The organism is Natronococcus sp. (assembly GCF_047921035.1).
Classification (GTDB): domain Archaea; phylum Halobacteriota; class Halobacteria; order Halobacteriales; family Natrialbaceae; genus Natronococcus.
The window spans coordinates 17,048-39,248 of record NZ_JBLRWX010000005.1 but is presented as its reverse complement, the minus strand read 5'-3'; the positions used below and the strand labels follow the sequence as shown (position 1 = coordinate 39,248).

General features: G+C 66.0%; 24 protein-coding genes. 8 read left to right on the top strand and 16 right to left on the bottom strand.

Features of this window, described 5'->3' with window-relative positions; all coding sequences use genetic code 11:
• Window positions 1–156 precede the first annotated feature (156 nt).
• On the bottom strand, window positions 157–957 hold the full coding sequence (locus ACNA7R_RS02250) for a hypothetical protein (protein WP_416281913.1): 801 nt from the start codon (window positions 955–957) through the stop codon (window positions 157–159).
• Window positions 958–1,124: 167 nt separating this feature from the next.
• Here ACNA7R_RS02250 and ACNA7R_RS02245 point away from each other — a divergent pair, with 167 nt between their 5' ends.
• The 7 genes from ACNA7R_RS02245 (at window position 1,125) to ACNA7R_RS02215 (ending at window position 5,603) form a co-directional block, all read left to right on the top strand.
• Entirely contained in the window at window positions 1,125–1,481 is a 357-nt protein-coding gene (locus ACNA7R_RS02245) for a hypothetical protein (protein ID WP_416281912.1), read from the top strand.
• Between the two features lie 264 nt (window positions 1,482–1,745).
• Window positions 1,746–1,934, top strand: a complete 189-nt coding sequence (locus ACNA7R_RS02240) for a hypothetical protein (RefSeq protein WP_416281911.1) — start codon at window positions 1,746–1,748, stop codon at window positions 1,932–1,934.
• Window positions 1,935–1,945: 11 nt separating this feature from the next.
• Entirely contained in the window at window positions 1,946–2,104 is a 159-nt protein-coding gene (locus tag ACNA7R_RS02235; RefSeq protein ID WP_416281910.1) for a hypothetical protein, read from the top strand.
• A gap of 117 nt (window positions 2,105–2,221) precedes the next feature.
• A complete protein-coding gene (locus ACNA7R_RS02230) occupies window positions 2,222–3,109 on the top strand; it encodes a DMT family transporter (RefSeq protein ID WP_416281909.1) in 888 nt (295 codons plus the stop codon).
• Between the two features lie 90 nt (window positions 3,110–3,199).
• Window positions 3,200–3,541 (top strand): CBS domain-containing protein, encoded by a 342-nt coding sequence (locus ACNA7R_RS02225; protein WP_416281940.1) that lies wholly within the window; start codon window positions 3,200–3,202, stop codon window positions 3,539–3,541.
• 116 nt (window positions 3,542–3,657) lie between these two features.
• Window positions 3,658–4,077 carry a hypothetical protein gene (locus tag ACNA7R_RS02220; RefSeq protein WP_416281908.1) on the top strand — a complete coding sequence of 140 codons (420 nt, stop codon included), beginning with the start codon at window positions 3,658–3,660 and terminating at the stop codon, window positions 4,075–4,077.
• 581 nt (window positions 4,078–4,658) lie between these two features.
• Window positions 4,659–5,603, top strand: coding sequence for a glycerophosphodiester phosphodiesterase (locus ACNA7R_RS02215; RefSeq protein WP_416281907.1), 945 nt, complete (start codon window positions 4,659–4,661; stop codon window positions 5,601–5,603).
• Between the two features lie 470 nt (window positions 5,604–6,073).
• Here the strand turns inward: ACNA7R_RS02215 and phnE (ACNA7R_RS02210) are convergent, their stop codons facing one another.
• The 8 genes from phnE (ACNA7R_RS02210) to ACNA7R_RS02175 all read right to left on the bottom strand — a co-directional run bounded on the left by phnE (ACNA7R_RS02210) (window position 6,074) and on the right by ACNA7R_RS02175 (window position 13,556).
• On the bottom strand, window positions 6,074–6,871 hold the full coding sequence (gene phnE / locus ACNA7R_RS02210) for a phosphonate ABC transporter, permease protein PhnE (protein ID WP_416281906.1): 798 nt from the start codon (window positions 6,869–6,871) through the stop codon (window positions 6,074–6,076).
• Window positions 6,871–7,695: a phosphonate ABC transporter, permease protein PhnE gene (gene phnE / locus ACNA7R_RS02205; protein WP_416281905.1), complete on the bottom strand. Its 825-nt coding sequence runs from the start codon at window positions 7,693–7,695 to the stop codon at window positions 6,871–6,873. The genes phnE (ACNA7R_RS02210) and phnE (ACNA7R_RS02205) overlap by 1 nt, the downstream gene beginning before the upstream one ends.
• 32 nt (window positions 7,696–7,727) lie before the next feature.
• Window positions 7,728–8,561 (bottom strand): phosphonate ABC transporter ATP-binding protein, encoded by an 834-nt coding sequence (gene phnC, locus ACNA7R_RS02200; protein ID WP_416281904.1) that lies wholly within the window; start codon window positions 8,559–8,561, stop codon window positions 7,728–7,730.
• 37 nt (window positions 8,562–8,598) lie between these two features.
• The gene (phnD, locus tag ACNA7R_RS02195; protein ID WP_416281903.1) at window positions 8,599–9,624 is read right to left on the bottom strand and encodes a phosphate/phosphite/phosphonate ABC transporter substrate-binding protein; all 1,026 of its coding nucleotides are present in this window, start codon (window positions 9,622–9,624) and stop codon (window positions 8,599–8,601) included.
• Window positions 9,625–9,823: 199 nt separating this feature from the next.
• A complete protein-coding gene (locus ACNA7R_RS02190; protein WP_416281902.1) occupies window positions 9,824–10,516 on the bottom strand; it encodes a hypothetical protein in 693 nt (230 codons plus the stop codon).
• Window positions 10,517–10,597: 81 nt separating this feature from the next.
• On the bottom strand, window positions 10,598–11,842 hold the full coding sequence (locus ACNA7R_RS02185) for an MgtC/SapB family protein (protein ID WP_416281901.1): 1,245 nt from the start codon (window positions 11,840–11,842) through the stop codon (window positions 10,598–10,600).
• Window positions 11,839–12,057, bottom strand: a complete 219-nt coding sequence (locus ACNA7R_RS02180; RefSeq protein ID WP_416281900.1) for an HAD hydrolase-like protein — start codon at window positions 12,055–12,057, stop codon at window positions 11,839–11,841. Before ACNA7R_RS02180 ends, ACNA7R_RS02185 begins: the two co-directional genes overlap by 4 nt.
• A 1,058-nt stretch (window positions 12,058–13,115) precedes the next feature.
• Window positions 13,116–13,556 (bottom strand): hypothetical protein, encoded by a 441-nt coding sequence (locus tag ACNA7R_RS02175; protein ID WP_416281898.1) that lies wholly within the window; start codon window positions 13,554–13,556, stop codon window positions 13,116–13,118.
• Between the two features lie 307 nt (window positions 13,557–13,863).
• Here ACNA7R_RS02175 and ACNA7R_RS02170 point away from each other — a divergent pair, with 307 nt between their 5' ends.
• Window positions 13,864–15,228, top strand: coding sequence for a TIGR00341 family protein (locus tag ACNA7R_RS02170; protein WP_416281897.1), 1,365 nt, complete (start codon window positions 13,864–13,866; stop codon window positions 15,226–15,228).
• 411 nt (window positions 15,229–15,639) lie between these two features.
• Here ACNA7R_RS02170 and ACNA7R_RS02165 read toward each other — a convergent pair whose 3' ends face one another.
• The 7 genes from ACNA7R_RS02165 to ACNA7R_RS02135 form a co-directional block, all read right to left on the bottom strand.
• Entirely contained in the window at window positions 15,640–16,017 is a 378-nt protein-coding gene (locus tag ACNA7R_RS02165; protein WP_416281896.1) for a nucleic acid-binding protein, read from the bottom strand.
• A complete protein-coding gene (locus ACNA7R_RS02160; protein ID WP_416281895.1) occupies window positions 16,014–17,183 on the bottom strand; it encodes a thiolase family protein in 1,170 nt (389 codons plus the stop codon). The genes ACNA7R_RS02165 and ACNA7R_RS02160 overlap by 4 nt, the downstream gene beginning before the upstream one ends.
• Complete coding sequence (locus ACNA7R_RS02155; protein WP_416281894.1) at window positions 17,180–17,767, bottom strand: HTH domain-containing protein; 588 nt, start codon at window positions 17,765–17,767, stop codon at window positions 17,180–17,182. Before ACNA7R_RS02155 ends, ACNA7R_RS02160 begins: the two co-directional genes overlap by 4 nt.
• On the bottom strand, window positions 17,754–17,987 hold the full coding sequence (locus ACNA7R_RS02150; RefSeq protein ID WP_416281893.1) for a helix-turn-helix domain-containing protein: 234 nt from the start codon (window positions 17,985–17,987) through the stop codon (window positions 17,754–17,756). The genes ACNA7R_RS02155 and ACNA7R_RS02150 overlap by 14 nt, the downstream gene beginning before the upstream one ends.
• Window positions 17,988–18,276: 289 nt before the next feature.
• Window positions 18,277–18,942 carry an ABC transporter ATP-binding protein gene (locus ACNA7R_RS02145; protein WP_416281892.1) on the bottom strand — a complete coding sequence of 222 codons (666 nt, stop codon included), beginning with the start codon at window positions 18,940–18,942 and terminating at the stop codon, window positions 18,277–18,279.
• Window positions 18,943–18,990: 48 nt separating this feature from the next.
• Complete coding sequence (locus ACNA7R_RS02140; RefSeq protein ID WP_416281891.1) at window positions 18,991–20,316, bottom strand: S8 family peptidase; 1,326 nt, start codon at window positions 20,314–20,316, stop codon at window positions 18,991–18,993.
• Window positions 20,317–20,451: 135 nt separating this feature from the next.
• On the bottom strand, window positions 20,452–22,201 hold a 1,750-nt coding region (locus tag ACNA7R_RS02135), incomplete at its 5' end, for an ABC transporter permease (protein WP_416281889.1).

Sequence of the window (22,201 nt, the reverse complement as noted above, 5' to 3'; positions counted from 1 at the left end):
CCAGATCAAACAATCATATTGCCACCGGTGACCAGTAGTAAGTATATATTCCCCTATGGATTCGACGTTCGGCGAAAATTCGGAGGGCGTATTCCAATACCGGAAGCGAAACGGCTGCGATCGGAGTCGATCGGCAGTTCTCGTCGATCGTCCGGCTCAGTCGCCGTCCGTCCCCTCGTCGTCGGTTCCCCACCTGTCGTCGGGGTCGACGGGTTCGACCGCGCGAGCCAGCTCCGCCTCGGTGTACTCCCGGTCCTCGAGGCGCATACTCTGGAGACGCCACTGTCGACTCAGTTCGGGCTCGCCCTCGGGACCGACGCGGGCGCCGTGGGTCCGGAAGAACCGACCGCCCCGACCGAGCGCTTTCCCCTCGTAGGTGTGCTGGTCGAACGCGACGTCGTAGCGCCCGCCGGGCTCGAGTTCCTCGACGGGGTGGTCGTACCGCGGCTCCCGTCCGTCCTCGCGGGCGGCCGCACGTTCGGCCGAGAGTTCGCCGAAGTAGTCGTCGGCGTGGGAGGCCTCGCGGCTCGAGGGCGCCCGGGCGGCCGCCAGCGCGGCGTGGACCGCACAGAGCCGTCCCTCCCAGGAGGCCTCCGACCAGCGCTCACGAGCCAGCTCCTCGTAGCGGGCGATAAGCAGCGCGACCTCGTGGCCCGCCCGAAGGTCCTCGACGACGTAGAGGTTGATCCGGTCCCAGAAGTTCCAGGCGAACCCCGATCGGACCAGCTCCCAGGCGGCCCACGCCGCGACCTCCTCGTCGGATCGCCGGACGGCCTTCTGGAGCAGGCTCGAGACGTCGTAGCGGTTCGCGCCCGACTTCGTCTCGTTGTCGCCGCGCTCCTCGCCGAAGTCGTTTGGCTCCGAGGCCGCGTCTTCGCTCTCGGAACGATCCTCGTCGTTGTCGGTTCGAAGCTCCCCTTCGGAGCCGAACGTGGCCTGTTTCCCGTCGTCGTCCATACACCACTCTCGTGACGGTCGAGGGAAATAGCTGACTCCGTACGATGCACCGCCCGACTCGAGGAGCGCAGCCTTCGAACCGGAACGGACCTCAACGATCGCGTGTTCTTCTCGAGACTGTTATAATCGAAAGACAGTTTACCGATCTCCCCGTTCCTCCGGGTAGCATGCGAACGACAGCGCGGTTCGGCGTTGTGGGTCTCGTGGCGGTGCTCGCGATCGGACTGCTCTCGGCGGGCGCGGTCGCCGGCGGCGGCGGTGCCGGCGACGTGACCCAGGTCGGTAGCATCGACGCCACGATCGAGAACGAACACGTCGAACTCGACGGACTCGAGCTCTCAGCAGACGGGCTCCCGTCCTACGAGATCGACGAGCGGACGTACGACCTCGAGTCGGCCGGCATCCAGAGCGACGGCGTCACCGTCGACGTCAACGACCGAACCTACGAGATCTGTTCGGTCGATATCTCGCTCGAGAACGTCTCGGTGACGGTGTCGGACGTCTCGATCAACGGCGACGAGTAGGCGGCATCGGGCGGCTTCGCCTCGAATTTTCCGCGGGAACCGATCCTCGAGTAGCCCGGCGTCGGGTCGATCGTCCTGCCCGACGAGACGGTCGCGTTCGACAACGGTCGGGGCGAACGCGTCGAGCTGGGAGGCCGAACGTTCTGGCGCTCGACGGTCGAACCCGGCTGGCGGTTCTCGAGGGACAACGCCCCCGAACTGGAGACGGATCGCTGTCCGAGCCCGCATCGCCTCTACGTGGTCGCCGGGCGCGTGGACATCGAGATGGACGACGGTGCCCGCGAGACCCTGCAACAGGGGGACGTCGCGCTGATCGCGCCGGGACACGACGCGTGGGTCGACGGGGACGAACGGGTCTCTCGAGCAGCCGGAACGGGTTCTCACTCGCAGAAGTACCAGTACTGTCGGGCGCCGATACCGTTAAGATATGTCGTGACCATTGATAGCATGTGACGTGATCTGAGATGCCAACCTGCCACAACTGCGACACCCCGATTTCGGCGAACTTCGTCCGCGTTTTCGGCGACAACGACGGCTACCTCGAGGGCTGCATTCACTGTCTGAGTTCGGCGGAACTCACCGGCGCCGACGAGGAGCACGACTCGCCGGCGCTGTTCGCCTGACCGTCGGGCTCGAGCGAAGGGGCGTTGTTCGATCGCCGGTCGACGCCGAGAGCGGACGGTCCTGAACCCCGCTGAACGATAGTAATTTCTATGGACGAGTACCGAGACGGCCCCGGTATGGGCACCGTCTACGAGTGGCCGTCGCCGACCCGCGATCGACTTGGAATCCTCCTGGTCGTCGTCTCCGCGGTCGGGTTCGGAACGCTCGGTATCTTCGGGCTCTACGCCCAGCAGGCCGCGCTCTCGATCCCGACCGTGCTCGCGTTCCGGTTCCTGCTCGCGGCGGTCCTCGTCTGGGCGCTGCTCGCGGTACAGGGACGGCTGACGGTGCTTCGCGGACGAACGCTGGCGATCGCGCTCGGGCTCGGCGCGTTCGGCTACGCGACCCAGAGCGGGCTCTACTTCCTGGGTCTCGAGTACATGACGGCGGGGCTCGTCGCGATCGTGCTCTACACGTACCCGGCGTTCGTCGTCGTGCTCGCGATCACGGTGATCGGCGAGCGCGCGACCCCCGTGATGGTCGTCGCGCTCTGTCTGGCCATCGGCGGCGTCGCGCTCGTGACCGGAGCCGACCCCGACGGCGCCTCGCTGATCGGCGTCGCCATCGTCCTCGGCGCCGCGACGGCTTATGCCGTCTACATCACGGTCTCGCGGGCGCTGCTCGATCGGGTCGATCCGCTGGTGTTGACCGCCTACGTGCTCCCCGCCGCGGGCGGAACGTTCCTCGCGATCGGGACGGCTACCGGCGAGTTCGCGATTCCGACCGCGCCGTCGGCCTGGCTGATCCTGCTGTGTATCGCCGTAATCGCGACGGCGTTGCCGGTGGTCACCTTCTTCGCCGGCATCAAGTACGTCGGCGCGAGCCGTGCGGGGATCATCAGCACCGTCGAGCCGCCGGTCACGGTCGCGCTCGGCGCCGCGCTCTTCGCCGAACCCGTCACGACCGCGACGCTCGTCGGCGGCGCCTTGATACTGCTCGGCGTCGTCCTCCTCGAGCGCGAGTAGCGCAAGATGCGCATCGGTCACAACATCAATACGGTACCGCTTCGTAACGGAAGTATGGACACTGAGAGCAGGACGCAGGTTCGGGAGATAATGTCGACACCGCTCGAGACCGTTTCGAAGGACGCGACGCTGACCGAGGCCGCAACGGCGATGCGCGACAACGAGATCAGCGCGCTGGTCGTCCGGACGGACCCGCCCTCGATCGTGACGAGCACCGATCTGGTCGCGGCCGCCGCGGAGGGCCACGATCCGACGACGATCGACGTCGAGGCGGTGATGACCGAATCCGTCGAGACCGTGCCGCCGGATCTCTACCTCGAGGAGATCGCCGCCATGATGACCGGACTGGGCATCACCCACCTCCCGGTCGTCGACGGTAACGACTACGTCGGCATGATCTCATCGACCGACGTGACGGCACAGCTCTCCTGAGACGGATCGTTGTCGCGTTTCACCGGTGAGCGCTCCGGCGGGACAGCGATCACCGGTACGGACCGGACGAGCAGTCGGACGATAACTATTGTGTGCTGGCCCTCGAACTACCGTCCATGACCGATCAGTTCTCCCTCCTCGGCGTGTACGTCAGCCGACCCGTCGCCGACGCGCTCTCCGAAACCGCCTACGAGTCGGCCGGCGTTCTCGACCTCGAGGACTACTTCGCGGACACGACGGGCCCGATCCCGGCGGGCGATCCCGGTGCCGAAGCGACCGACGAGGTCGTCGCCGACGTCCTCGCCCGGTTCCCCGGACTGTACGACGCCGCCGAGTTCGACGCGGCCGAGCGGCTCGAGCCCGACGCCTTCGACCTCGTCCAGCTCGCGGCCGCACCCGACCGGGTCGCGAACGTCCGAGAGCGGTTTCGGGCGGCAGCGACGGTTCGGGACACGGATCTCAGAACGGTCCAGACGGCGATCCTCGCGGCTGCGCTCGAGGTCGACCCCGCTCCCACGCAACGCGACGGAAACTGAGTTCGGCGGATGCCGGGAGTCGATCCGTGGCGCTCAGGTCGGGGAGCGATGCCGTCGTATTGTCTCGACAAACGCGCAGGTAGCGGGTCGAGTGCTCCAAAAGGGTGGGGAACGGAGCGGGATCGCGCTGGGGAACGCGACCCCGGCAGACGACAGGGGTATCACGCGGCGTGGGAGCGGGGCACCGCGTTCGTGGTGGGTGGATGGGTGGTGGGTGCGTGTGAACGACGGTACTGAAGTCGTTCGGCTGGCAGGGTAGCCATCGGTGGGTGGTGGGTGGGTGTGGGTAGGTGGTGGGGAGTGGCGTCCTGCCGATTACGGGTAGGAGCGGGATCGTAAAAACGCTCATTCCAAACTGTGTTGGTACTCCACTACGTCGGATCCCGACGTATTCGATTTCGAATCCGAGAGCGGTAGCACCGCGCGTGTTCGCCGTCGCTCGAGTTTGTCGCCTCGAGGGAACCCGACCGCACAGTCATCTCTGCGAATAGGAACGTATATAGCGAAAACAGTAAATCAGCTGGTTCTTACGATATAACTACAAAAACTATTATAATTAATTCTGTTGTATGGATACTGGCATGCAAGAGAATCCGAGTATGCTGAACAGGCGGCGGTTTCTGGCCGGAACGGGCGCGGCCGCGGTCGGCGCAGCCGCCGCATCGGGCAGCGCCAGCGCACGAACGGGAGACGAGGCCGAACGCGACGACGGCCGGAAGGATCGAGCGACGGTGATCGCTCATCGCGGGTTCGCCGACACGTATCCGGAGAACACCGTCGCCGCGTTCGAGCAGGCGGTTCGGGGCAGTTCGAACGATGCGGCCGATCGGCGCGGCGCCGACTGGATCGAACTCGACGTCTTCCCGACCTGCGACGGCGAGATCGCCGTCTTCCACGATACGGAACTCGGCGATCTGACCGACACCGACGGTGTACTGTACGAGACGCCCGCCAGCGAGGTGTTCGCCGCCGAGGTGCTCGAGAGCGGCCAGACCGTCCCCTCGCTGACCGAGGCGATGGAGGCGATCCCGCCCAACGTCGGCGTGAACATCGACATCAAGGAGGGGTCGCCCGACGTCGAGTTCGGCCGGGTCGACGACCCCGAGGCCGAACGCGAGGAGTGGGAGTGGCTCGAGACGGTCGTCGACGTCGCGACCGACTACGACAACGAACTCCTCCTGTCGACGTTCTGGGAGGGCGCGCTCGCGACGGTCCGCGATATCGCCCCCGACGTTCCGGCGGCCTACCTGCTCTACGACTCCATCCAGGAGGGGCTCGACGTCACCGACGAGTACGATACCGACGGCGTCAACCCGCCGCTGGAGATGATCTACGGCACGCCGTTTTTCGACGACGAGACCTACGAGGAGATCGACGTCGTCGCCGAAGCCCACGCCCGCGACCTGCCGGTCAACGTCTGGACGATCAACACCTGGTACGAGGTCGAGCAGCTGATTGAGGCCGGCGTCGACGGGCTGTTCCTCGATTACTCCGAGATCGTTCGGTGGGGTGGACTGCAGAGCTAGGCTCGGTAGTCGCTTCCGTTCGGCTCGAGTCGGCTTCGGTCCGGAGGGGAACGACTGTCCTATATTTCGAGTATCGGAGTCGATACCGCTCCTCTCCGATCAGCTAGGTCTTCACCGGGGTACCCCTGACGTTCGCGTGAGATCCCGTCTATCGACGCTGCCAGCGTCTTCTCGAGGTCATAGCGGCTCTGTCTTCGGCCCGGTCCGCGATCGTTTCGAATACGTCCCAGGGACGACCGTCGATACTACGAAGCGGGGTTTCGGGGCTCGTACAACCGATTAAACCCGTTGTAGGAAGACGAGGGCTACTCGAGCGCTCGCTACCGAAGGTCTCGGTCGTACAGGGTAGTATCAAAAAGCCCGTCTGTACTGATCGCTGTTAAGGAGGGAGTAGCTCGAGTTCGGCGTTCCGTTCGCACGGTCGGACTCTCGAGCGTGGCTCGAGTCGGAAGAAGGGATCGATGCGGGGGTTAGCTCACCTTCTTTCGCAGGTAGGCCGAGACGACCTCGCTGATGATCACGATTCCGAGGATCGCGATCAGGATCGTGAGGACGTTCGACCACTGGAAGAAGTTGATCGCCGTATCGAGGTAGACGCCGATCCCGCCGGCGCCGACGAAGCCGATCACCGTCGCCTCGCGGACGTTGATGTCCCAGCGGTAGGTCGCGACGCCGACGAACGCCGGTTTGATCTGCGGGACGATCCCGTAGACGACGACGTCGAGCGGCGAGCCCCCCATCGCGCGGATCGCCTCGACTTGCCCGGCGTCGATCTCCTCGATCCCCTCCGCGATCAGCTTCGAGACGAAGCCGATCGAGCGGAACGCGACGGCGAGCACGCCCGACAGCGCGCCGGTACCGAAGATCACGACGAAGAACAGCGCCCAGATGATCACGTTCACCGAGCGGGTGCCGACGATGAGGAACTTCCCGAGCGCGTAGGTGGCGGCGTTCGGCGTCGTGTTCTCGGCGCCGATGTAGGCGATCGGCAGGGAGATCAGGATCGCCAGCCCGGTCCCCAGGATCGCGATGTTGACGGTCTCGACCAGCGGTGGGAGGATCTCCGCGCCGTAGGCGAGGTTCGGCGGGTACATCCGCAGCAGCAGGTCGCCGAGGTTCCGCGGCGCGTCGACGACGAACGTGTACTGGATGTCGAGCGCGCGCCAGGACAGCGCCGTGATCGCGATCGCGACGACGATCGCGACGTACCTGATCGCACGGGCTCGCCCGTCGTGTTTCTGCCAGGTGGTGGAGCCTTCGTAGGACATTACTGGACCCTCCGTCGGGCGACCGCGCTCAGGATCTCACCGAACATGACGACGGCGATGATCGCGAGGATGATCGCGAGACTGAAGTCGTACTCGTACCGGTCGAAGGAGTTGAGCAGGGTGACGCCGATCCCGCCGGCGCCGACGATCCCGACGATCGTACTCGCCCGGATGTTGATGTCCCAGCGGTAGATGATCAGCCCGATCATTCGCGGAATCACCTGCGGGGCGACGCCGAAGATCAGGACCTGCAGCGGACTCCCGCCGAGCGCGCGGATCGCGTCGGCCTGTCCCTCGTCGATGTCCTCGAGTTCCTCGGCCATGAGCTTCGCGAAGAAGCCGGGCGTCGCGATCACGAGAGCGATGACGCCCGCGAGCGGGCCGAGGCCGACGGCGACGACGGCCACGATCGCGAGCACGAGCTCGTGAAGCGACCGCGAGATCGAGACCAGCGCCCGACCGACGTAGTACACCGGCCGCGGGACGAGGTTCTCGGCCGCCATCACCGCGATCGGGACGCTGATCGCGACGCCGATCACCGTCGCGACGATCGACATCGCGATACTCTCGAGCATCCCGTTCCAGATCCGCTCGCGCGCGTCGGGCGTGAAATCCGGCGGGAACATCGTCGCCAGCAGGCTCGTCGCCGCGTCCGCGCCGCCGATCAGGCGGGCGGGACTCGGCCGAAGCTCCCAGGCGCTCCACAGCACGAACAGCCCGATCGCGCCGTAGATGAGGTACTTGACGTTCTTGTCGTAGAACACCGTCGGGCGCTCCCAGCTCGAGGGGTAGCCGCCGGTGCGCTCGGGATCCGCACTACCCATCGATCTCACCGCGAACGTGCGCTCCGATCATGTTAGAACGACTTCTCCTTGCTGGCGTCGGTGATCTCGCTCGAGGACGACTCGCTCTGTGCCTGGGCCTGGCTCTCGGTGCCCGTCTCCGCTCGAGATTTCCCGGACCGGTAGATCGTGTCCCGCGCGCTCTCGTCGAGTTCCGCCGGGGTGCCGTTGAAGACGACCTTCCCGTCGGTCAGCCCGACGATCCGGTCGGTGTAGTCGAGGGCTAACTCGACCTCGTGGATGTTGATCAGCACCGGGATGTCTTCCTCCCGGGCGATCTCGGTGAGCATCTCCATGACCTCGAACGACGTTTCGGGATCCAGGGCGCTGGTCGGCTCGTCGACGAGCAGGATCTTCGGGCGCTGCAGGATCGCTCGAGCGATCCCGACGCGCTGGCGCTGGCCGCCGGAGAGTTCGTCGACGCGCTTGTTCTCCATCCCGCCGACGCCGACGCGGTCGAGGATCTCGTAGGCGTTCCGGATGTCCTCCTCGTCGAAGTTGCGTCGGAAGGCGTCCCAGCTGCTCATGTAGCCCAGTCGACCGGAGAGCACGTTCTCCATGACGGTGAGGCGCTCGATGAGGTTGAACTCCTGGAAGATCATCCCCATGTCGCGTCGGGTCTTTCGGAGGTCCTTTTTCGACAGCGTCGTGAGTTCCTCGCCGTCGAGGACGATCGAGCCCGACGTCGGCTCGGTGAGCCGGTTGACGCACTTGATGAGCGTACTCTTGCCGGCGCCGCTGGGGCCGATGATCGAGACGACTTCGTTCCCGTCGACCTCCATCGAGACCCCCTGTAGCGCCTTGTCGCCGGTCGGATACACCTTTTCGAGATCAGTTATCGTAAGCATACGTTGAGTTAAATTTCGAGAGTCGGTCGCCGCGCTGTTAGTCGATCGCGCCCGGGTCGGTCAGATCCACGTCGTTGGCCTCGTGGGTGACCAGGATATCGTGCCAGTGGGTCGCGTAGTCGATCTCGGTGAACTGGCCGCGCCCGTCGAACTCCTCGGCGAGTTCCGTATCGGAGTAGTCGTACTCGAGGAACGCCCGCTCGATCCCCTCCTGGACGTCCGGCGGCAGGTTGTACCGGTAGGAGAACCCGGTGGTGACGATCGGGTCGCTCTGCCAGACGACCTTGATGTCGTCCGGATCGATGTCACCGCGGTCGGCAACGCGGGTCACGCAGTAACTGCAGACGGGGGCGACCTCGTGGTCCCGGTGGTAGACCGACAGCACGAGGTTCTCGTGGCTCCCGATGTGTTCGACCTCGTAGTCCTCGCCGGGCTCGACGCCGAACTGATCGTCGAAGATCGCGCGCGGCATCAGGTTCCCGGAGTTCGAGGACGGGTCGCCGTGTGCGCCGTTCCGCCCCGCGAAGTCCTCGACGGAGTTGATGTCGGTGTTGCTCATGTGGGTGATCGCCCAGAGGAAGTAGCCGGCGTCCTCCTCGGAGACCTGGATCGCGAACGGAACCGCACCCGCGAGGTTGACGGCGAACGGCAGCGGCCCCGTCGAGAACCCGGCGATGTGGAGCTGTTCGCTGCGCATCGCCTCGACCTGGGCCGCGTAGTTCTCGACCAGGTTGTTCTCGACGTCCCGGCCGGTCTCCGCCTCGATGTTCTCGATGAGGGGATCGAACATCCCCTCGTAGGCGGCCGGATCCTCCGTCGGCGTCATCGCGAACAGCAGCGTGTCCGGATCGATCAGTTCGTCCTCGTCCTCGGGCGTCTCCTGTACCGGATCGCCGTATACCGGTTCGTCGCGCTCCTCGAAGCCCTGAATGTCCTCGACGGTCCCGTTGTCGTAGTCCATCAGCGTCGACATCCGCTGTGGGAACTCGGGGTTCTCGGGGTCCCACTCCGGGAAGTCCTCGTCGGCGTCGTCCGGAACGCCGCCGTCGTCGTCCTCGCTCACACAACCCGCCAGTGCACCCGTCGCTGCAACCCCAGCCCCCGCCAGCAGATCACGCCGGCAGATGCTACAGCACGGTACGTTCTCTCGAGCCATTGCGAAATGGTATTGATAAACCTGATATTTATAGCTACCGGTTTAAAAGGCAGTCAGGGCCTCGCTCGCGGACGGTATCGGTCGGGCCGGGCCGACGGCTCCGGCGCTACGACAATCGGGACTTGAGCCGGGCGCTCAGCGGCTTCATCTGCCGGTAGGACCGCCCCTCCCAGACGAGGTCGCCGTCGAGGTCGATCGCGTAGAGGGGTTTCTTCTCGAGGGCCTGGCTCAGATAGACGATCCATCCCTCGTCGCTCGAGTAGAGGCGGGCGTGGCGGGGACTAGCCCACTCGCTCGTGTGCGTCAGCCGGACCGTACCAGCAGTAACGTCGATCAGATACGTCGTCTCGTCCGGCGGCTTCGTCCGAACGACCGCGACCCGGCCGTCTTCGGAGAGGTCGACGTCGGAGACGTTCGCGTCGAACTCCCGGACGAACCGCGATTTGCCGTCGGCATCGAACACGCGAACCGTGCCGTCCAGCCGGTCGGCGGCCCCACCCTCGAGGATCAGGACCGTCCCGTCGTCGGCGACGAGCCCGAGCGTCGGGTGCTCGAGGGGAATCGTCCACTTGAGAGCGCCCTCCCGGAACAGAAAGCCCCGGGATTGTTCGTCTTTCCCCGGAGTACCGTACGCGATCGACCGGTCGCCGTCGGCCGACGTCGTGTGGCGACAGACGTACGTCTCGCCGTCGTGGTCGACCGTCGTCCGGTCGGATCGCCCGGCGTTGTCGAGCCAGGGTCCGTCCCGGTCCCACTCGAGTCCGGGCGTCGGATCGTCCTCGTTGCGTCCGAAGAGCATCGATCGTGCTGGAGTATCGGGTCTGCCGGCAAAACGCTGCCGATGATTCGGAACCGGACTCGAACGGGATTCCTTTCACGCCTACAGCAGTAACACCGGCGCACCGAAGACGACCCCGACGCCGATCAGGACGAGGTTCCAGAACAGCACCGGGCGAACGAGTTCCCGCGAGATGCTCGCGGCGAAGAACGTCTTGACCAGGATGCTGGCCGCGGTTCCGGCGATCACGCCCGCAACGGCGGCGTTCTGTGTGATCTGGCCCGTGCTGACGAGCGTGACGGCCGTCGTCGTCGCGGTGCCGCTCGAGATCAGTCCGGCCAGAAACGTCGTCGCGATAAACCCGGTCGTACCGAACAGTTCCTCGGCGCCGACCGAGAGCAACAGGACGCCGAGAAACAGCGCGCCGAAGGTGAGCGCGTTCCGGAGGCTGAACGGCGAATTGAGGTCGGCCTCGAACTCCGTCCGCCAGTCGCTCTGCCAGATCGCGATCCCGACACCCGCGAGCGCGATCGCGCCCAGCGGAGCACCGACGACGACGGCGGCCTCGGGAACGAAGGCGACCACGATGACGGCGTTTCGAACCGCCATCGCGGCGTTGGCGAGCAGGATCGCGCCGACGGCCAGCCCGAGCAGCCCCGACTGGTTGGTCGCGCGCTTGCCCATTTCGGCGACGACCGCCGTCGAGTTGACGAGCCCACCGAAGAAGCCGGTGACGGCGATCCCGCGACCCTGGTACTTCTTGACGAGGACGTAGTTGACGAACCCGATCGCGCTGACCGCGATCACGAGCGACCAGATCAGCCGCGGCTGGACGGCCCCCCAGGGATCGACGGTCTCGTCGGGCAACAGCGGGTAGATGACGAACGCGAGGATGACGAACTCGACGGCGCTTCGCATCTCCTCCCGGGAGAGCCCCCACGCGAACTCGTGGAGTTCGCGTTTCAGGACGAGCAACAGCGAGGAGAGCACCGCCACCGTCACGGACTCGATCAGGAACCCGTTGGCGACGAGCGCGCCGATGCTGTAGGCGACGAGCATCGACACCGACGTCGTCAGCGAGAGCCCGTCGATGTCGTCCTCGATGAAGCTCTGGGCGGCCAGCAACACGGCGTGGGCGATGATCAGGAGCCCGCCGACGAGCAACAGCCCCTCGTGGTCGACGATCGTGAAGACGGCCGCCAGGAGGCTGATCAGCGCGAACGTACGGATCCCCGCGGACTTCTGGGACCACTCGCGCTCGAGTCCGAGGAACATCCCGAGTAGCGTCGCGATGACGATCTTCGCGACGTCCTCCTCGAGGTGGACGAGTACGTCGACGTCGATCATGGCTGCAGAATCGATCCGACTTCGCCGAGCGAATCGAGGACGGACTCCGGCTCGATCGCGGACGCCGAAACCGCGTCCCGATCGGTACCGGAGCGGACCAGCGCCGTCGTCATCCCGGCCGTCGGTCCCATCTCTACGTCGGTCTCGAGTCGATAGCCGGGGTAGACGGTTCCGTCGAGGTCGATCACGGACCCCTCGAGCGCGTTGGTGCTCATCACGGGGCTTTCCCGTCCGTCGCTCGCCTGCTCCGAGATGATTCGCCGTGTGGATACGAACGCGTGTTCACGAACTGGTGTATGATCGACCGGCGCACCTATATCTTGCTATATAGTACTATATATTTCACTGTCGGAATCTTCGCGACCGCAAATCGCTCCGTCGCCCGATTTCCGCGGGGATAAAGACGAATCCGCCGGTGTATCGGTCGTCGCCAGCGACCGGGCTATCGGGGGAAACCGAACCGCCTCGTCGGAGTTCACGGCCCCCGTCGAGCCCGTCGGCAGATCGAACGCCGGCGTTCGAACCGACAGTTTTCCCGCCAATAGCGTCCGTTCGAGACCTATCTCCGGGGTGACGGTTCCGCCTTCTCACTCGGACGGGAGCGAAATCGAACGTCCGCTCGAGCGATCGGCGCCTATCAGCCTAATAATTTAATATGTAGAACATTACTGAATTAGAATATGCTCGCCGAAGTAACAGCTCCGGGAGCGGGCACGTTCGTCCTAATACGGTTCTGCAGACGTCACACGGTCGATATTACTTCCAGATATCTCCGGCAAGCAGCGGTACGTTTGGATATATAGTACTATATAGAACTCTGTTACAAAAGTATGTATGTAAGACACGAACAGCCGCACGACGTTACGATCGGGACGGACTCGCGAGCGCTCCTCCCAACATGTCCGATACGAACCACTACGCATCCGAACGGGTATGATAGATATATACTATTTCTTACCACAATCTGTTGGATTTAGTCTTGGCGGTATTGCGTGCTATGAGAATATCTCTCCCACAAGTACAGAAATTGACTCGAGAATACACGTTATAAAGTACCGGTATAGTACGCTATCGGTGCAAATACGATCGGGTTCGTAGATAACTCGGTGAGTAGTGTTGTCCATTTATATAATATCTATCTCGTGGGATCGTTCTAGCTACTTTCTATCTGATCATTCGTAGTCTCGATATCCCGCCAGAATTATAGGATTTAATACGTATTCGGCGTCCTCTTTCGCCATCACACGCGACTCGACCGGCGACGAGCGACGGCTCAGCACGAACTCGCGGTCGTCGTCTCGAGACCGTACTCGGAGACGGCGATCTCGGTTCGGGCGTCCGCGCAGTCTGCCGGTTGCGTGACCGACGTCTCGCTCCGCCCGGACTCGGTCTCGACGACCAGGTCGTAGGTCCCGGTCTCGAGCAGCGTAGCCTCGAAAGCGTCCGCCGCCGGGAGCGTCTCCGTCCGCTCGAGGACCGTCTCGCCGTCGCGGCGGAGTTCGATCGCGACCGTCCGCTCCTCGGGACCGGCGTTTCGGACGATCACGTCGGTCCCATCCTCACCGTCACCGTCTCCGACGACCGGGCGGTCCGCCGACGGTTCCTCCGTCCCTTCGGTCCCGGACCCGGTCGCGTCCGAAAGCGTCCCGAGACAACCGGCAGCTGTCGTGATTCCGACTCCCGCTGTTAGCCCGATCAGGGTGCGCCGATCCATACTGGGGAGACACGGTCTTCGATAAAATCCTCTTTTCACGAGATCCGGACTGTCTGCCCGCCGAACCAGGGTATCCAACACGTTCCGCGGACGATCGACGGGGGTCGAACCGGGCAGAACGGGACCGTTCGGACGGAGAGCATCCCTCGGAACCCGCTCGAGACGACTACGGGGAGTCACCGCGGTGATTCGGCACGGCAGCGGTGACCCTCTGGCAACGGCGATCGCGATTCGGTGGGGAACCCCGCAAGACCGACACGCACTTTCCGACCGAGGAACTTTCGTGGTCTGTCTCCAGTACGAGATAGTGCGACATATTCAGGTTACGGTGCCGGTGGGCAAACGGGAGGCGGTACTCGATGTCCTGGAGGAGGAGGGGGTCGAGTACGTCGTCACGGAGGAACACGGTACCCGAGAGTACGATTCCGTCGTCTCGTTTCCGCTGCCGACGAACGCGGTCGAGCCGATCCTCGACTCCCTCCAGGAGGTCGGCATCGAAAACGAGTCGTACACCGTCGTTACGGATGCGGAGACCGTTATCTCGAGGGACTTCGACGAACTCCAGGAGGAACACGCCACCGAGTCCGTCCAGGACGAAGAGATCTCGAGACAGGAGCTGTTGACTCGCGCGGAGGAGCTGACGCCGACCTACAGCGTCTTTTTCGCGATGACGCTGATCAGTGCGATCGTCGCGACGGTGGGGCTCCTGCTCGACTCGCCGGCGGTCGTCGTCGGTTCGATGGTGATCGCGCCGCTGATCGGACCCGCGCTGAGCGCGTCCATCGGGACCGTCGTCAACGACCGCGATCTGTTCTTCAAAGGACTCCGCTACCAGTTCTCGGGCGTCCTCGGCGGGATCGTCATCGCGGCGATCGTCGCGTGGCTCTTTCAGTCGATGTTTCTCGTTCCACCCGGTGCCGAACTCACCGAGATCGACGAGGTCGCCGAACGGATCGCCCCGGAGCTGTTGCTGTTGCCCGTCGCTCTCGGAGCCGGTATCGCGGGTATTCTCAGTCTCGCAACCGGCTTCTCCGTCGCCATCGTCGGCGTGATGATCGCCGCCGCGCTGGTCCCCCCGATGGCTGCGGCCGGCATCGCCCTGGCCTGGGGGATGCCCGCCGCCGCGCTGGGTTCGACGGTGCTCGTGCTGGTCAACCTCCTCGGGGTCAACCTCGCCGGCCTCGCCACGCTGTGGTACATCGGCTACCGACCCGACAGCGGGTTCGGGATCTCGATCGCACAGCGCCGCGTCCTCAAACAGGCCGCCGTCTTCCTCGCCGTCATCCTCGTCCTCTCGCTGTTCCTGACCGGCGTCACGTACTCCTCCTATCAGATGGCGGATTTCGAAGAGACGGCGACCCAGGAGTCCGAGGCGGTGTTAGCGGAGTACGACGACGCCTATCTGCTCGAGGTCGACGTCCAGGTCCGTGAGGAGGGGCTCCCGGTCGATAGCTCGCTCGATGCGACCGAGCAGATCGACGCCGTCGTCATCGAAGTCGGCGGTCCGCCGGGGACCTACGATACGGAGCTGATCGACAGGCTCGACGAACGGATCAACGAGCAGACGACGGGCGACACCGCGGTGCAGGTTCGTTTCGTCGCGACCGGCGGCAACGACGCCTACCTCGAGGGCGACGAGCCCGGAATGGCCGACGCGGACGCCGACACCTGATACGGTTTACTGTACGTCAGTACCGGCGCAACCGCCGCACGGGTCGCGGTTGCGCCGGTAAATCGGTACAGCAATCCGTATGAGTCGTCTCAGACGGGTTCGGCGTCGTCGGATCCACACCGCGGACACCGCTGGAACGCGGAATCTTCGAAGCTCGTCCCACAGCCGCGACACGAATCGCGGCTCGTCTCGACCCCGCTCGTGCCACAGACGCCGCACTGTCGACGGGTCGCCTTGAAGTGGGCGTTGCAGGACCCACACCGATACGTGCCTCGCATAGTGCGACGTCAGTTCGAACGGCAAAAGGCGTTCTGCCGTCGCGGGCGGTCCTCGAGGACGTAACCGTTCGTCTCGACGCTCGAGTCCTGTCCATCGCTCGCGCAGCCGGCCGCGAGCGGACCGAAACGGAACCTACACCGGTTCGAACCGGTAGCCGTCCCAGTCCTGGCTGTCGGGTTCCCTGATGCCGGCGCCGGGCTCGCGGAGCTCCTCGGTGTAGACCGGTTCGACCTCGTCGCCGGTTTCGGCGTCGCCGTCCGCGAGCTGGACGAGCGCCCGAACGGAATCCTCCCCGTCCTCGACCGCGTTACTGAGGTCGAACTCGACGATCGCGAGGTGGTTCGGTTCCCGAACTCCCGGCGGCGTCGCGGTGCTGGTCGTCCAGGTCACCACTTCGGCAGTGTACTCGCTCAGATCGATCGTTCCGACCGGTTCCGCGCCGTTCCGGCTTCGCGGGTGGCCGGGGTAGCTGATCGTACCGTCGTCGTATCGGGTCGCTTCCATCGTCATCGTGCTGCCTCCATAATGGTCGTGATAACGCAGTTGCCGAAGCCGCCGACGTTACAGGCGAGTCCGACTTCCGCGTCGACCTGCCGATCGCCGGCTTCGCCGACGAGCTGTTCGTAGATCTCGACGCCCTGGGCGACGCCGCTGGCGCCCAGCGGGTGGCCCTTCGACTTGAGTCCGCCGGAGGTGTTGACCGGCAGCTCGCCGTCTCGCTCGGTGTAGCCGTCCTCGACTAACTCCCAGGCTTCGCCCTGTTCGGCGAACCCTAACCCTTCCATCTGCAGGAACTCGAGGATGGTGAACATGTCGTGGAGCTCGGCGACGTCGATATCCTCGGGGCCGTAGCCGCTCATCTCGTAGGCGCCCTGCCCGCTCTCGACGACGCCGCCCATCACGGTCGGGTCCTCGCGCTCGTGGACGACGTGGGTGTCGGTCGCGCCGTCGACGCCCGCGACGATCGCGTACTCGTCGGTGTACTCCTTGGCCACGGACTCCGGACAGAACAGCATCGCCGCGGAGCCGTCGGTGATCGGACAGAAGTCGTACAGCCGCAGCGGATCCGCGACGATCGGCGACTCGAGAATCGTCTCGACGTCGACCTCCTTCCGGAACTGCGCGTGGGGGTTGTCGACGCCGTTCTTGTGGTTCTTCGCCGCGACCTTCGCCAGGCTCTCTCGAGGCGCGTCGAAGCGCTCGAGGTAGTGACGCGCGGTCATCCCGGCAAAGGAGGGAAGCGTCACGCCCACCTTGTACTCGACGGGGTGGGCGATCGAGGCGATGATATCGGTTGCCTCGCCGGTCGTCCGGTGGGTCATCTTCTCGCCGCCGACGAGCAGCGTCATCTCGCTCGCTCCGCTGGTGATCGACTGCCAGGCCGCGTAGATCCCCGCCCCGCCGCTGGAACTCGTCTGGTCGACGCGCTGGGTGTAGGCCGGGATCGCGCCGATGTCGTGGGCCAGCGCGTTCATCACGCCCGTCATCCCCTCGAACTCGCCGCTGGTCATGTTCGAGACGTACAGGTGCTCGACCTCGTCGGCCTCGACGCCCGCATCCGCGAGACAGTCGAGGCCGGCCTCCGCGAGCAGGTCGAGGATCCACTCCTCGCGCTGGCCGAACTGGGTCATCGAGGCGCCGATCACCGCGACGCGGTCCGACTCGCGTCCCGTCATTGTCGTCCCTCCAGGAGCGTCGCCTGCCCGGATCGGCCCCTCTCGTCGGTCGGGTCGTCGACCGCGATCCCGGTTCCTTCGGCCGCCGAGAGCCACTCTTCGACGGTGTACGTCCGATCCGTATCACCCGTTCGATCCGTGTGCGGGACGACGCCGCGAACCGTCGCCGTCTCGTCGGACTCCCCTCCGTTCTCGCCCTCGTAGAGCGCGAGGGTGACGATCGGAACGCGAACGCGCTCGCCGGGGTCGGAGCCCGGACAGAGCGGCGACGCTGGGAGCTCCCGGCGTCGGAACGCCGGCTCGAGCGAGCGATCTCGTCGCTCGGCCCAGCGCTCGAACGCGGCGACGATCTCGCCGCGCGCCGATTCGCGGCCGTCGCCGGCGACCCCGTTGGGCGGCCACCGGACGATCCGGTAGTCGTCGACGGTGCCGTCGTCTTCCAGTCGCTCGAGGCGCTCGACGACCCGATCGATCGCGCCGTTGGCGGCGGTCGAGACTGTCGGGCGAACGTAACAGTCGACCCGAAGCCCCTCCTCGAGATCCGTCGTCGCGGTCGGAACCGCCGTTCGCTTACCGGCTGACATACGTCCCCTCCCTCCGCTGGGCGTACCCCTCCGCGACCAGCGACGAGAGTATCGGCAGCAGCGTCAGTTTCGACAGCCCCAGCAGCTGCTGGAGGTCGTTCGCCGTCGCCTCCCCCGCTTCGAGCAGCGCCAGGTAGACGAGTTTCGCCTGCGGCGATCCGAGGTCGTCCGGGATCGATAGCTTCTGTTCGCCCGCGTATTTCTGTTCGCTCGTGGACATCACAGAGGACGGCAACGGCCTGTGATATAAATATTGGCTGAACTGTGTCCACGAACACCACGGCTGTCGATATCGAACGGCAGGAGGGGAGAGGATCGGTAAAGGGGTGATGTCCACGAGCGACCGCCGTTGGCGGCCAGTCGTGTGCGGCAGTTCCAGAGAGCACCTGGATAGTCCGCGTCCTACCGCACGAAGGGAAGGGATAAATTTCCCACTCCAACACAGTTTGGAGGTACGGCTGCCGGGTCCGCCTCCGAAGGAGGGACATCGGCGTCTCGAGCCCGTTTGCCTACTCCTCGAGCAGTCGCCCGTCGCGAAGCGTCACGGTTCGATCGAACAGCCCCTCGAGCGACGGGTCGTGGCTGATCGTCACGAGCGCGGTGCCCGCCGACTCCTGGACGTCGACGAGCAGCCCCGCCACGCGCTCGGTCGTCTCGGGATCGAGCTGGCCGGTCGGCTCGTCGGCCAGCACGACGTCCGGTCGGTTCGCGAGCGCGCGGGCGATGGCGACCCGCTGTTTCTCGCCGCCGCTGAGCGTCGCCGGATACCGGTCGGCCAGGTCGGCGACCGCCAGCGTCTCGAGCAGTTCGTCAACCCATGCCTCGTCGCGCTCGCCGCCGTGGTGCTGGGGCAACACGGCGTTCTCGCGGACGGTCAGGTCCGGCACCAGCTGGAAGTCCTGGAAGACGAACCCGATCGCGTCCCGGCGCAGCCGCGCCCGGCGGCGCTCCGAGAGCCCGCTCGCGTCCGTCCCGTTGACGAACACTTGGCCACTGTCGGGCGGCTCGAGCAGTCCGAGCACCGAAAACAGCGTCGACTTCCCGGCACCGCTTGGCCCCCGAACGAGCGTCCGCGAGCCGGACGGGATCGACAGGGACAGCTCCTCGAGGATCGGCTGGCCTCCGCGACGCACCGAAACGTCGATCGCGGCCAGCACGGGCTCGTCCGCGGTCACGGACGTCGGTTGGGCCCCCTCGCTCAAATAGCTGTACCTCTCGGCTGATTACAGCGATTCGAGGGTTCGCAGGGCGTTTACCCGTCCCGAGCCCAGTTCGGGATCGCCGCGGCCGTCCGTTCCTTCGGCGCCGTGAGCGATCGCACTCTCGACCTCACGGGCGTTCGTCGACGGATCCGCGTCGCGGACCAGTGCAGCCAGCCCGGATACCTGCGGAGCCGCCATCGAGGTTCCCATGAGCCAGGCGTAGGCCTCGCCGTCGATCGTCGTATCTACGTACGGATCGGGGAGAAGTCCCGTCTCCGGAACCGTCGAGAACACCGCGTTCAGCGGCCACGGGAACTCAACGTCGTCGGATTCGAAAGTCCGCTCCTCGTTCTCGTACCCGCCTCCCGGGGCACCGACGCCGATCTCGTTGGTACCGTAGTTCGAGTACAGCGTCTTCAGATCGGTCGGCGTCGTCGCGCCGATCGAGAACACGCCCGACAGGCTGTTCGGGAGCGTGAAGTACCCACCCTGCTGGAGGTTCGCGTCGCTGTTGCCGGCGCTGCCGACGAGCAACGTCCCGTCCCGCGTGACGGTGTTCGCAACGGACTGCATGAGTCGGTTGTAGCCGTCGGCGTGTCCCTGTGGCGGAATGGGTGCCGTCCCAATGCTCATGTTCGCCGCGTCGGCGCCGATTTCCGCGGCGTACTCCATGCCCGCGAGGATGTCTCCCCACGCACCCGTTCCGGGGCCGAGGATCCGCACCGAGACGACCGTCGCATCCGGTGCGGTTCCGACCATCGCGACGTCGCCGGTCCCTGCAACGGTTCCCGCGACGTGGGTTCCGTGGAAGCCCGAGTCGCCGATCTCCGGAACCGGCTGTCCGTCGGTGATCACGACGCTGTGATCCTCGTCGACGTCCAGATCGGGATGGTCGTCGTCGACGCCGGTGTCGAGGATGGCGACGGTCCGACCCGCTCCGGTGGCGTACTCGTGGGCCTCCCGGACCTGCTGTAGCTGCTTGTCCCACAGCAACTCGTCGTAGACGTCGTCAGCGTCCACGTCGACCGCGCTCGGTTCGACGTCGACCTTGACCGGCGCCGGACCCTCGAGTTCGACCTCGAAGTCGGGGACTGCCGTCGAGACGCCGGCGACTGCCGCGAGTTCGTCGGTCGCGTCCTCGGGACCCGCGACCAGCGCGACCGTCCCGTCGGCCAACTCCGCCAGCACCTCGAATCCCTCGCGTTCGATCGCGGCGGGGTCGCCGGTCCGAACGACGTACCGCGACCGCCCGTCGCTCGCAGACGCCAGCCCGACCAACGAGAGGCTCGCACCCGCAGTTCCCAGGAGCTGTAGCACCCGACGTCGTGATGTGGTCTCACGTGCCATACAATTTGATTCGACGAGACAGTGTTAATCCTTTCTCGGCAACTCAGGTACTGAATATTGTCCCTTCAGCTATTACTAACGCCAACGACGGGACCGGACGGTTCAGGGACGAGCCCGAACCCACCCGACGAGCCGTCAGTCACTCGAGTCGATCGCCGGCGACGAACCCCGTTCTGCTCCGGGGTGGTCGTGACGGTCGGTCGTCGTCGGCCCTGCCGAGGACCCGGACAGCAGCGAGGCCGGCGAGCGCCACAGCAGCGGCGCGGTCGCGACGAGTGCCGCGAGCAGGGTCAGGACGAGACCGCCGGTGAAGACGCCGAGCGCAACCGTCGCCGTCGGCCACGGGTCGAGCGAGATCCCAAAGGCCGTCAGCCGACCCGCTGCGGCGAGTCCCTCGAGGGCGCCGATCCCGATCCCGACCGCGGCGGCGGATGCGACGACCCCGATCCGCGCCGCGTCCCCGAGGACGACCGCGAGCACGCGTCCCGGCGAGGCGCCGGTTGCACGGTAGATCGCGAGCGTCCGGCGACGGGCGCGGATCGTCCGCGCGAGGACGGCGCTGGTCGCCCCGACGACGGTCACCGCCGCGAGCCCCGTCAGCGCGCCCAGCAGGACCTGGAGGTTCCCCATCGCGTACTCGATCGCCGACTCGACGCCCCCGTCGGATCGGTGGTGGCCGCTGGCGGCGAGGGCGCTCACCACGCGGTCGTCGCCGACGACCTCGTACTCGGCCGTCGCCAGCGTTCGGTCCCCGGCCGCGACGGCGACGGCGTGCTCGCCGGGGAGCTGGCGGGAAAGGGTGGCCGTCCGCGTCGTCGTCTCGCCGGGCTCGAGGGCGACCGTCGTTCGGTCGGTCGTTCCGGCCCCCTCGAGTTCGATCGAGGTCTCGAGCGGGCGGTCCCAGGGGTTCGCGAGGTCGACCGTCGCGGTCGGCTGGGCGTGGATCGAGGGCGACGACGGACTGATCGACAGCGACGTCGCCGGCTCCGGGTCGGCGTCGTGGGCCACCCGTACCGTCCCGTTTCGCTCGCGCTCGCCCGCGCGGACCGTCGCGTCGTACGTTCCCGGAGAGTCGGGGAGCTCGATCCGGGCGACGCCGTCGGTCCCGGTCTCGGCCGTTCGATTCCCGATCTCGACGGTCGCGTTCGGGACGGGGTGCCCGGTCGTCTCGCGGACGGGAACCGACAGCGAGGCGCCCGTCGGGCCCGACTCCGGCAGCGAGAGGGACTCGAGGGGCGGCGCGTCGGCGACGGTGATCGCGGTCTCGTCGTCGCCGACCGACAGTTCGTACTTGCCGGCCCGCGGCGCCGACAGCTCGAACGTCACGGTTTGGCGCTCGTGGCCCTCGAGGTCGACGCTCAGACGCCGTTCGTCCCCTCCGAGTCGTGCCTCGAACTCCCGCTCGACGGGATCGGTCGCGGGGTTCCAGACGGTCGCCTCGACGGCCACCGTCTCGCCGGGGCGGGCGTGGGTCGGCGCCTCGAGGTCGACGACCGTCGTCGTCTCCGCGTCGGCCGCCTCCGAGGCGTCGGACGCCCCGGTCGCGGACGTTCGGATCTGGTTCACCTCGTCCGCCTCGAGCCCCGAGAGGTGCCGGGCCGCCGGCAGCGAGACCAGCAGCTGGTGGTCCGCGAACCCGCCGGTTTCGACGGTGCCGACGACGGTCACTACCCCGACCGCGGGCTCGGTGCTTCCGCCGACCGCGAGCTCGTCGCCGGGTTCGACCTCGAGGGCGTCGGCCAGCTCGACCCCCACGACGGCCTCCTCGTCGCCCGCCGGCGGGCTTCCGTCGGCGATCCGAGCGCCGGAGACGCGCTCGAACGCGGCGTAGTCGACCCCGCGAACGAGGTACGGCTCCTCGTCGTGGCTCGCGAACAGCAGGATC

Bases quoted from the DNA above. Each gene is read 5' to 3' on its own strand.
- phnE (WP_416281906.1), bottom strand. From the start codon at position 6,871: ATGTCCTACGAAGGCTCCACCACCTGGCAGAAACACGACGGGCGAGCC.
- ACNA7R_RS02245 (WP_416281912.1), top strand. From the start codon at position 1,125: ATGCGAACGACAGCGCGGTTCGGCGTTGTGGGTCTCGTGGCGGTGCTC.
- ACNA7R_RS02215 (WP_416281907.1), top strand. From the start codon at position 4,659: ATGCAAGAGAATCCGAGTATGCTGAACAGGCGGCGGTTTCTGGCCGGA.
- ACNA7R_RS02180 (WP_416281900.1), bottom strand. From the start codon at position 12,057: ATGAGCACCAACGCGCTCGAGGGGTCCGTGATCGACCTCGACGGAACC.
- ACNA7R_RS02225 (WP_416281940.1), top strand. From the start codon at position 3,200: ATGTCGACACCGCTCGAGACCGTTTCGAAGGACGCGACGCTGACCGAG.
- ACNA7R_RS02220 (WP_416281908.1), top strand. From the start codon at position 3,658: ATGACCGATCAGTTCTCCCTCCTCGGCGTGTACGTCAGCCGACCCGTC.
- phnE (WP_416281905.1), bottom strand. From the start codon at position 7,695: ATGGGTAGTGCGGATCCCGAGCGCACCGGCGGCTACCCCTCGAGCTGG.
- ACNA7R_RS02240 (WP_416281911.1), top strand. From the start codon at position 1,746: ATGGACGACGGTGCCCGCGAGACCCTGCAACAGGGGGACGTCGCGCTG.
- ACNA7R_RS02175 (WP_416281898.1), bottom strand. From the start codon at position 13,556: ATGGATCGGCGCACCCTGATCGGGCTAACAGCGGGAGTCGGAATCACG.
- ACNA7R_RS02140 (WP_416281891.1), bottom strand. From the start codon at position 20,316: ATGGCACGTGAGACCACATCACGACGTCGGGTGCTACAGCTCCTGGGA.
- ACNA7R_RS02190 (WP_416281902.1), bottom strand. From the start codon at position 10,516: ATGCTCTTCGGACGCAACGAGGACGATCCGACGCCCGGACTCGAGTGG.
- phnC (WP_416281904.1), bottom strand. From the start codon at position 8,561: ATGCTTACGATAACTGATCTCGAAAAGGTGTATCCGACCGGCGACAAG.
- ACNA7R_RS02230 (WP_416281909.1), top strand. From the start codon at position 2,222: ATGGGCACCGTCTACGAGTGGCCGTCGCCGACCCGCGATCGACTTGGA.
- ACNA7R_RS02150 (WP_416281893.1), bottom strand. From the start codon at position 17,987: ATGTCCACGAGCGAACAGAAATACGCGGGCGAACAGAAGCTATCGATC.
- ACNA7R_RS02250 (WP_416281913.1), bottom strand. From the start codon at position 957: ATGGACGACGACGGGAAACAGGCCACGTTCGGCTCCGAAGGGGAGCTT.
- ACNA7R_RS02160 (WP_416281895.1), bottom strand. From the start codon at position 17,183: ATGACGGGACGCGAGTCGGACCGCGTCGCGGTGATCGGCGCCTCGATG.
- ACNA7R_RS02165 (WP_416281896.1), bottom strand. From the start codon at position 16,017: ATGACGATGGAAGCGACCCGATACGACGACGGTACGATCAGCTACCCC.
- ACNA7R_RS02185 (WP_416281901.1), bottom strand. From the start codon at position 11,842: ATGATCGACGTCGACGTACTCGTCCACCTCGAGGAGGACGTCGCGAAG.
- ACNA7R_RS02155 (WP_416281894.1), bottom strand. From the start codon at position 17,767: ATGTCAGCCGGTAAGCGAACGGCGGTTCCGACCGCGACGACGGATCTC.
- ACNA7R_RS02235 (WP_416281910.1), top strand. From the start codon at position 1,946: ATGCCAACCTGCCACAACTGCGACACCCCGATTTCGGCGAACTTCGTC.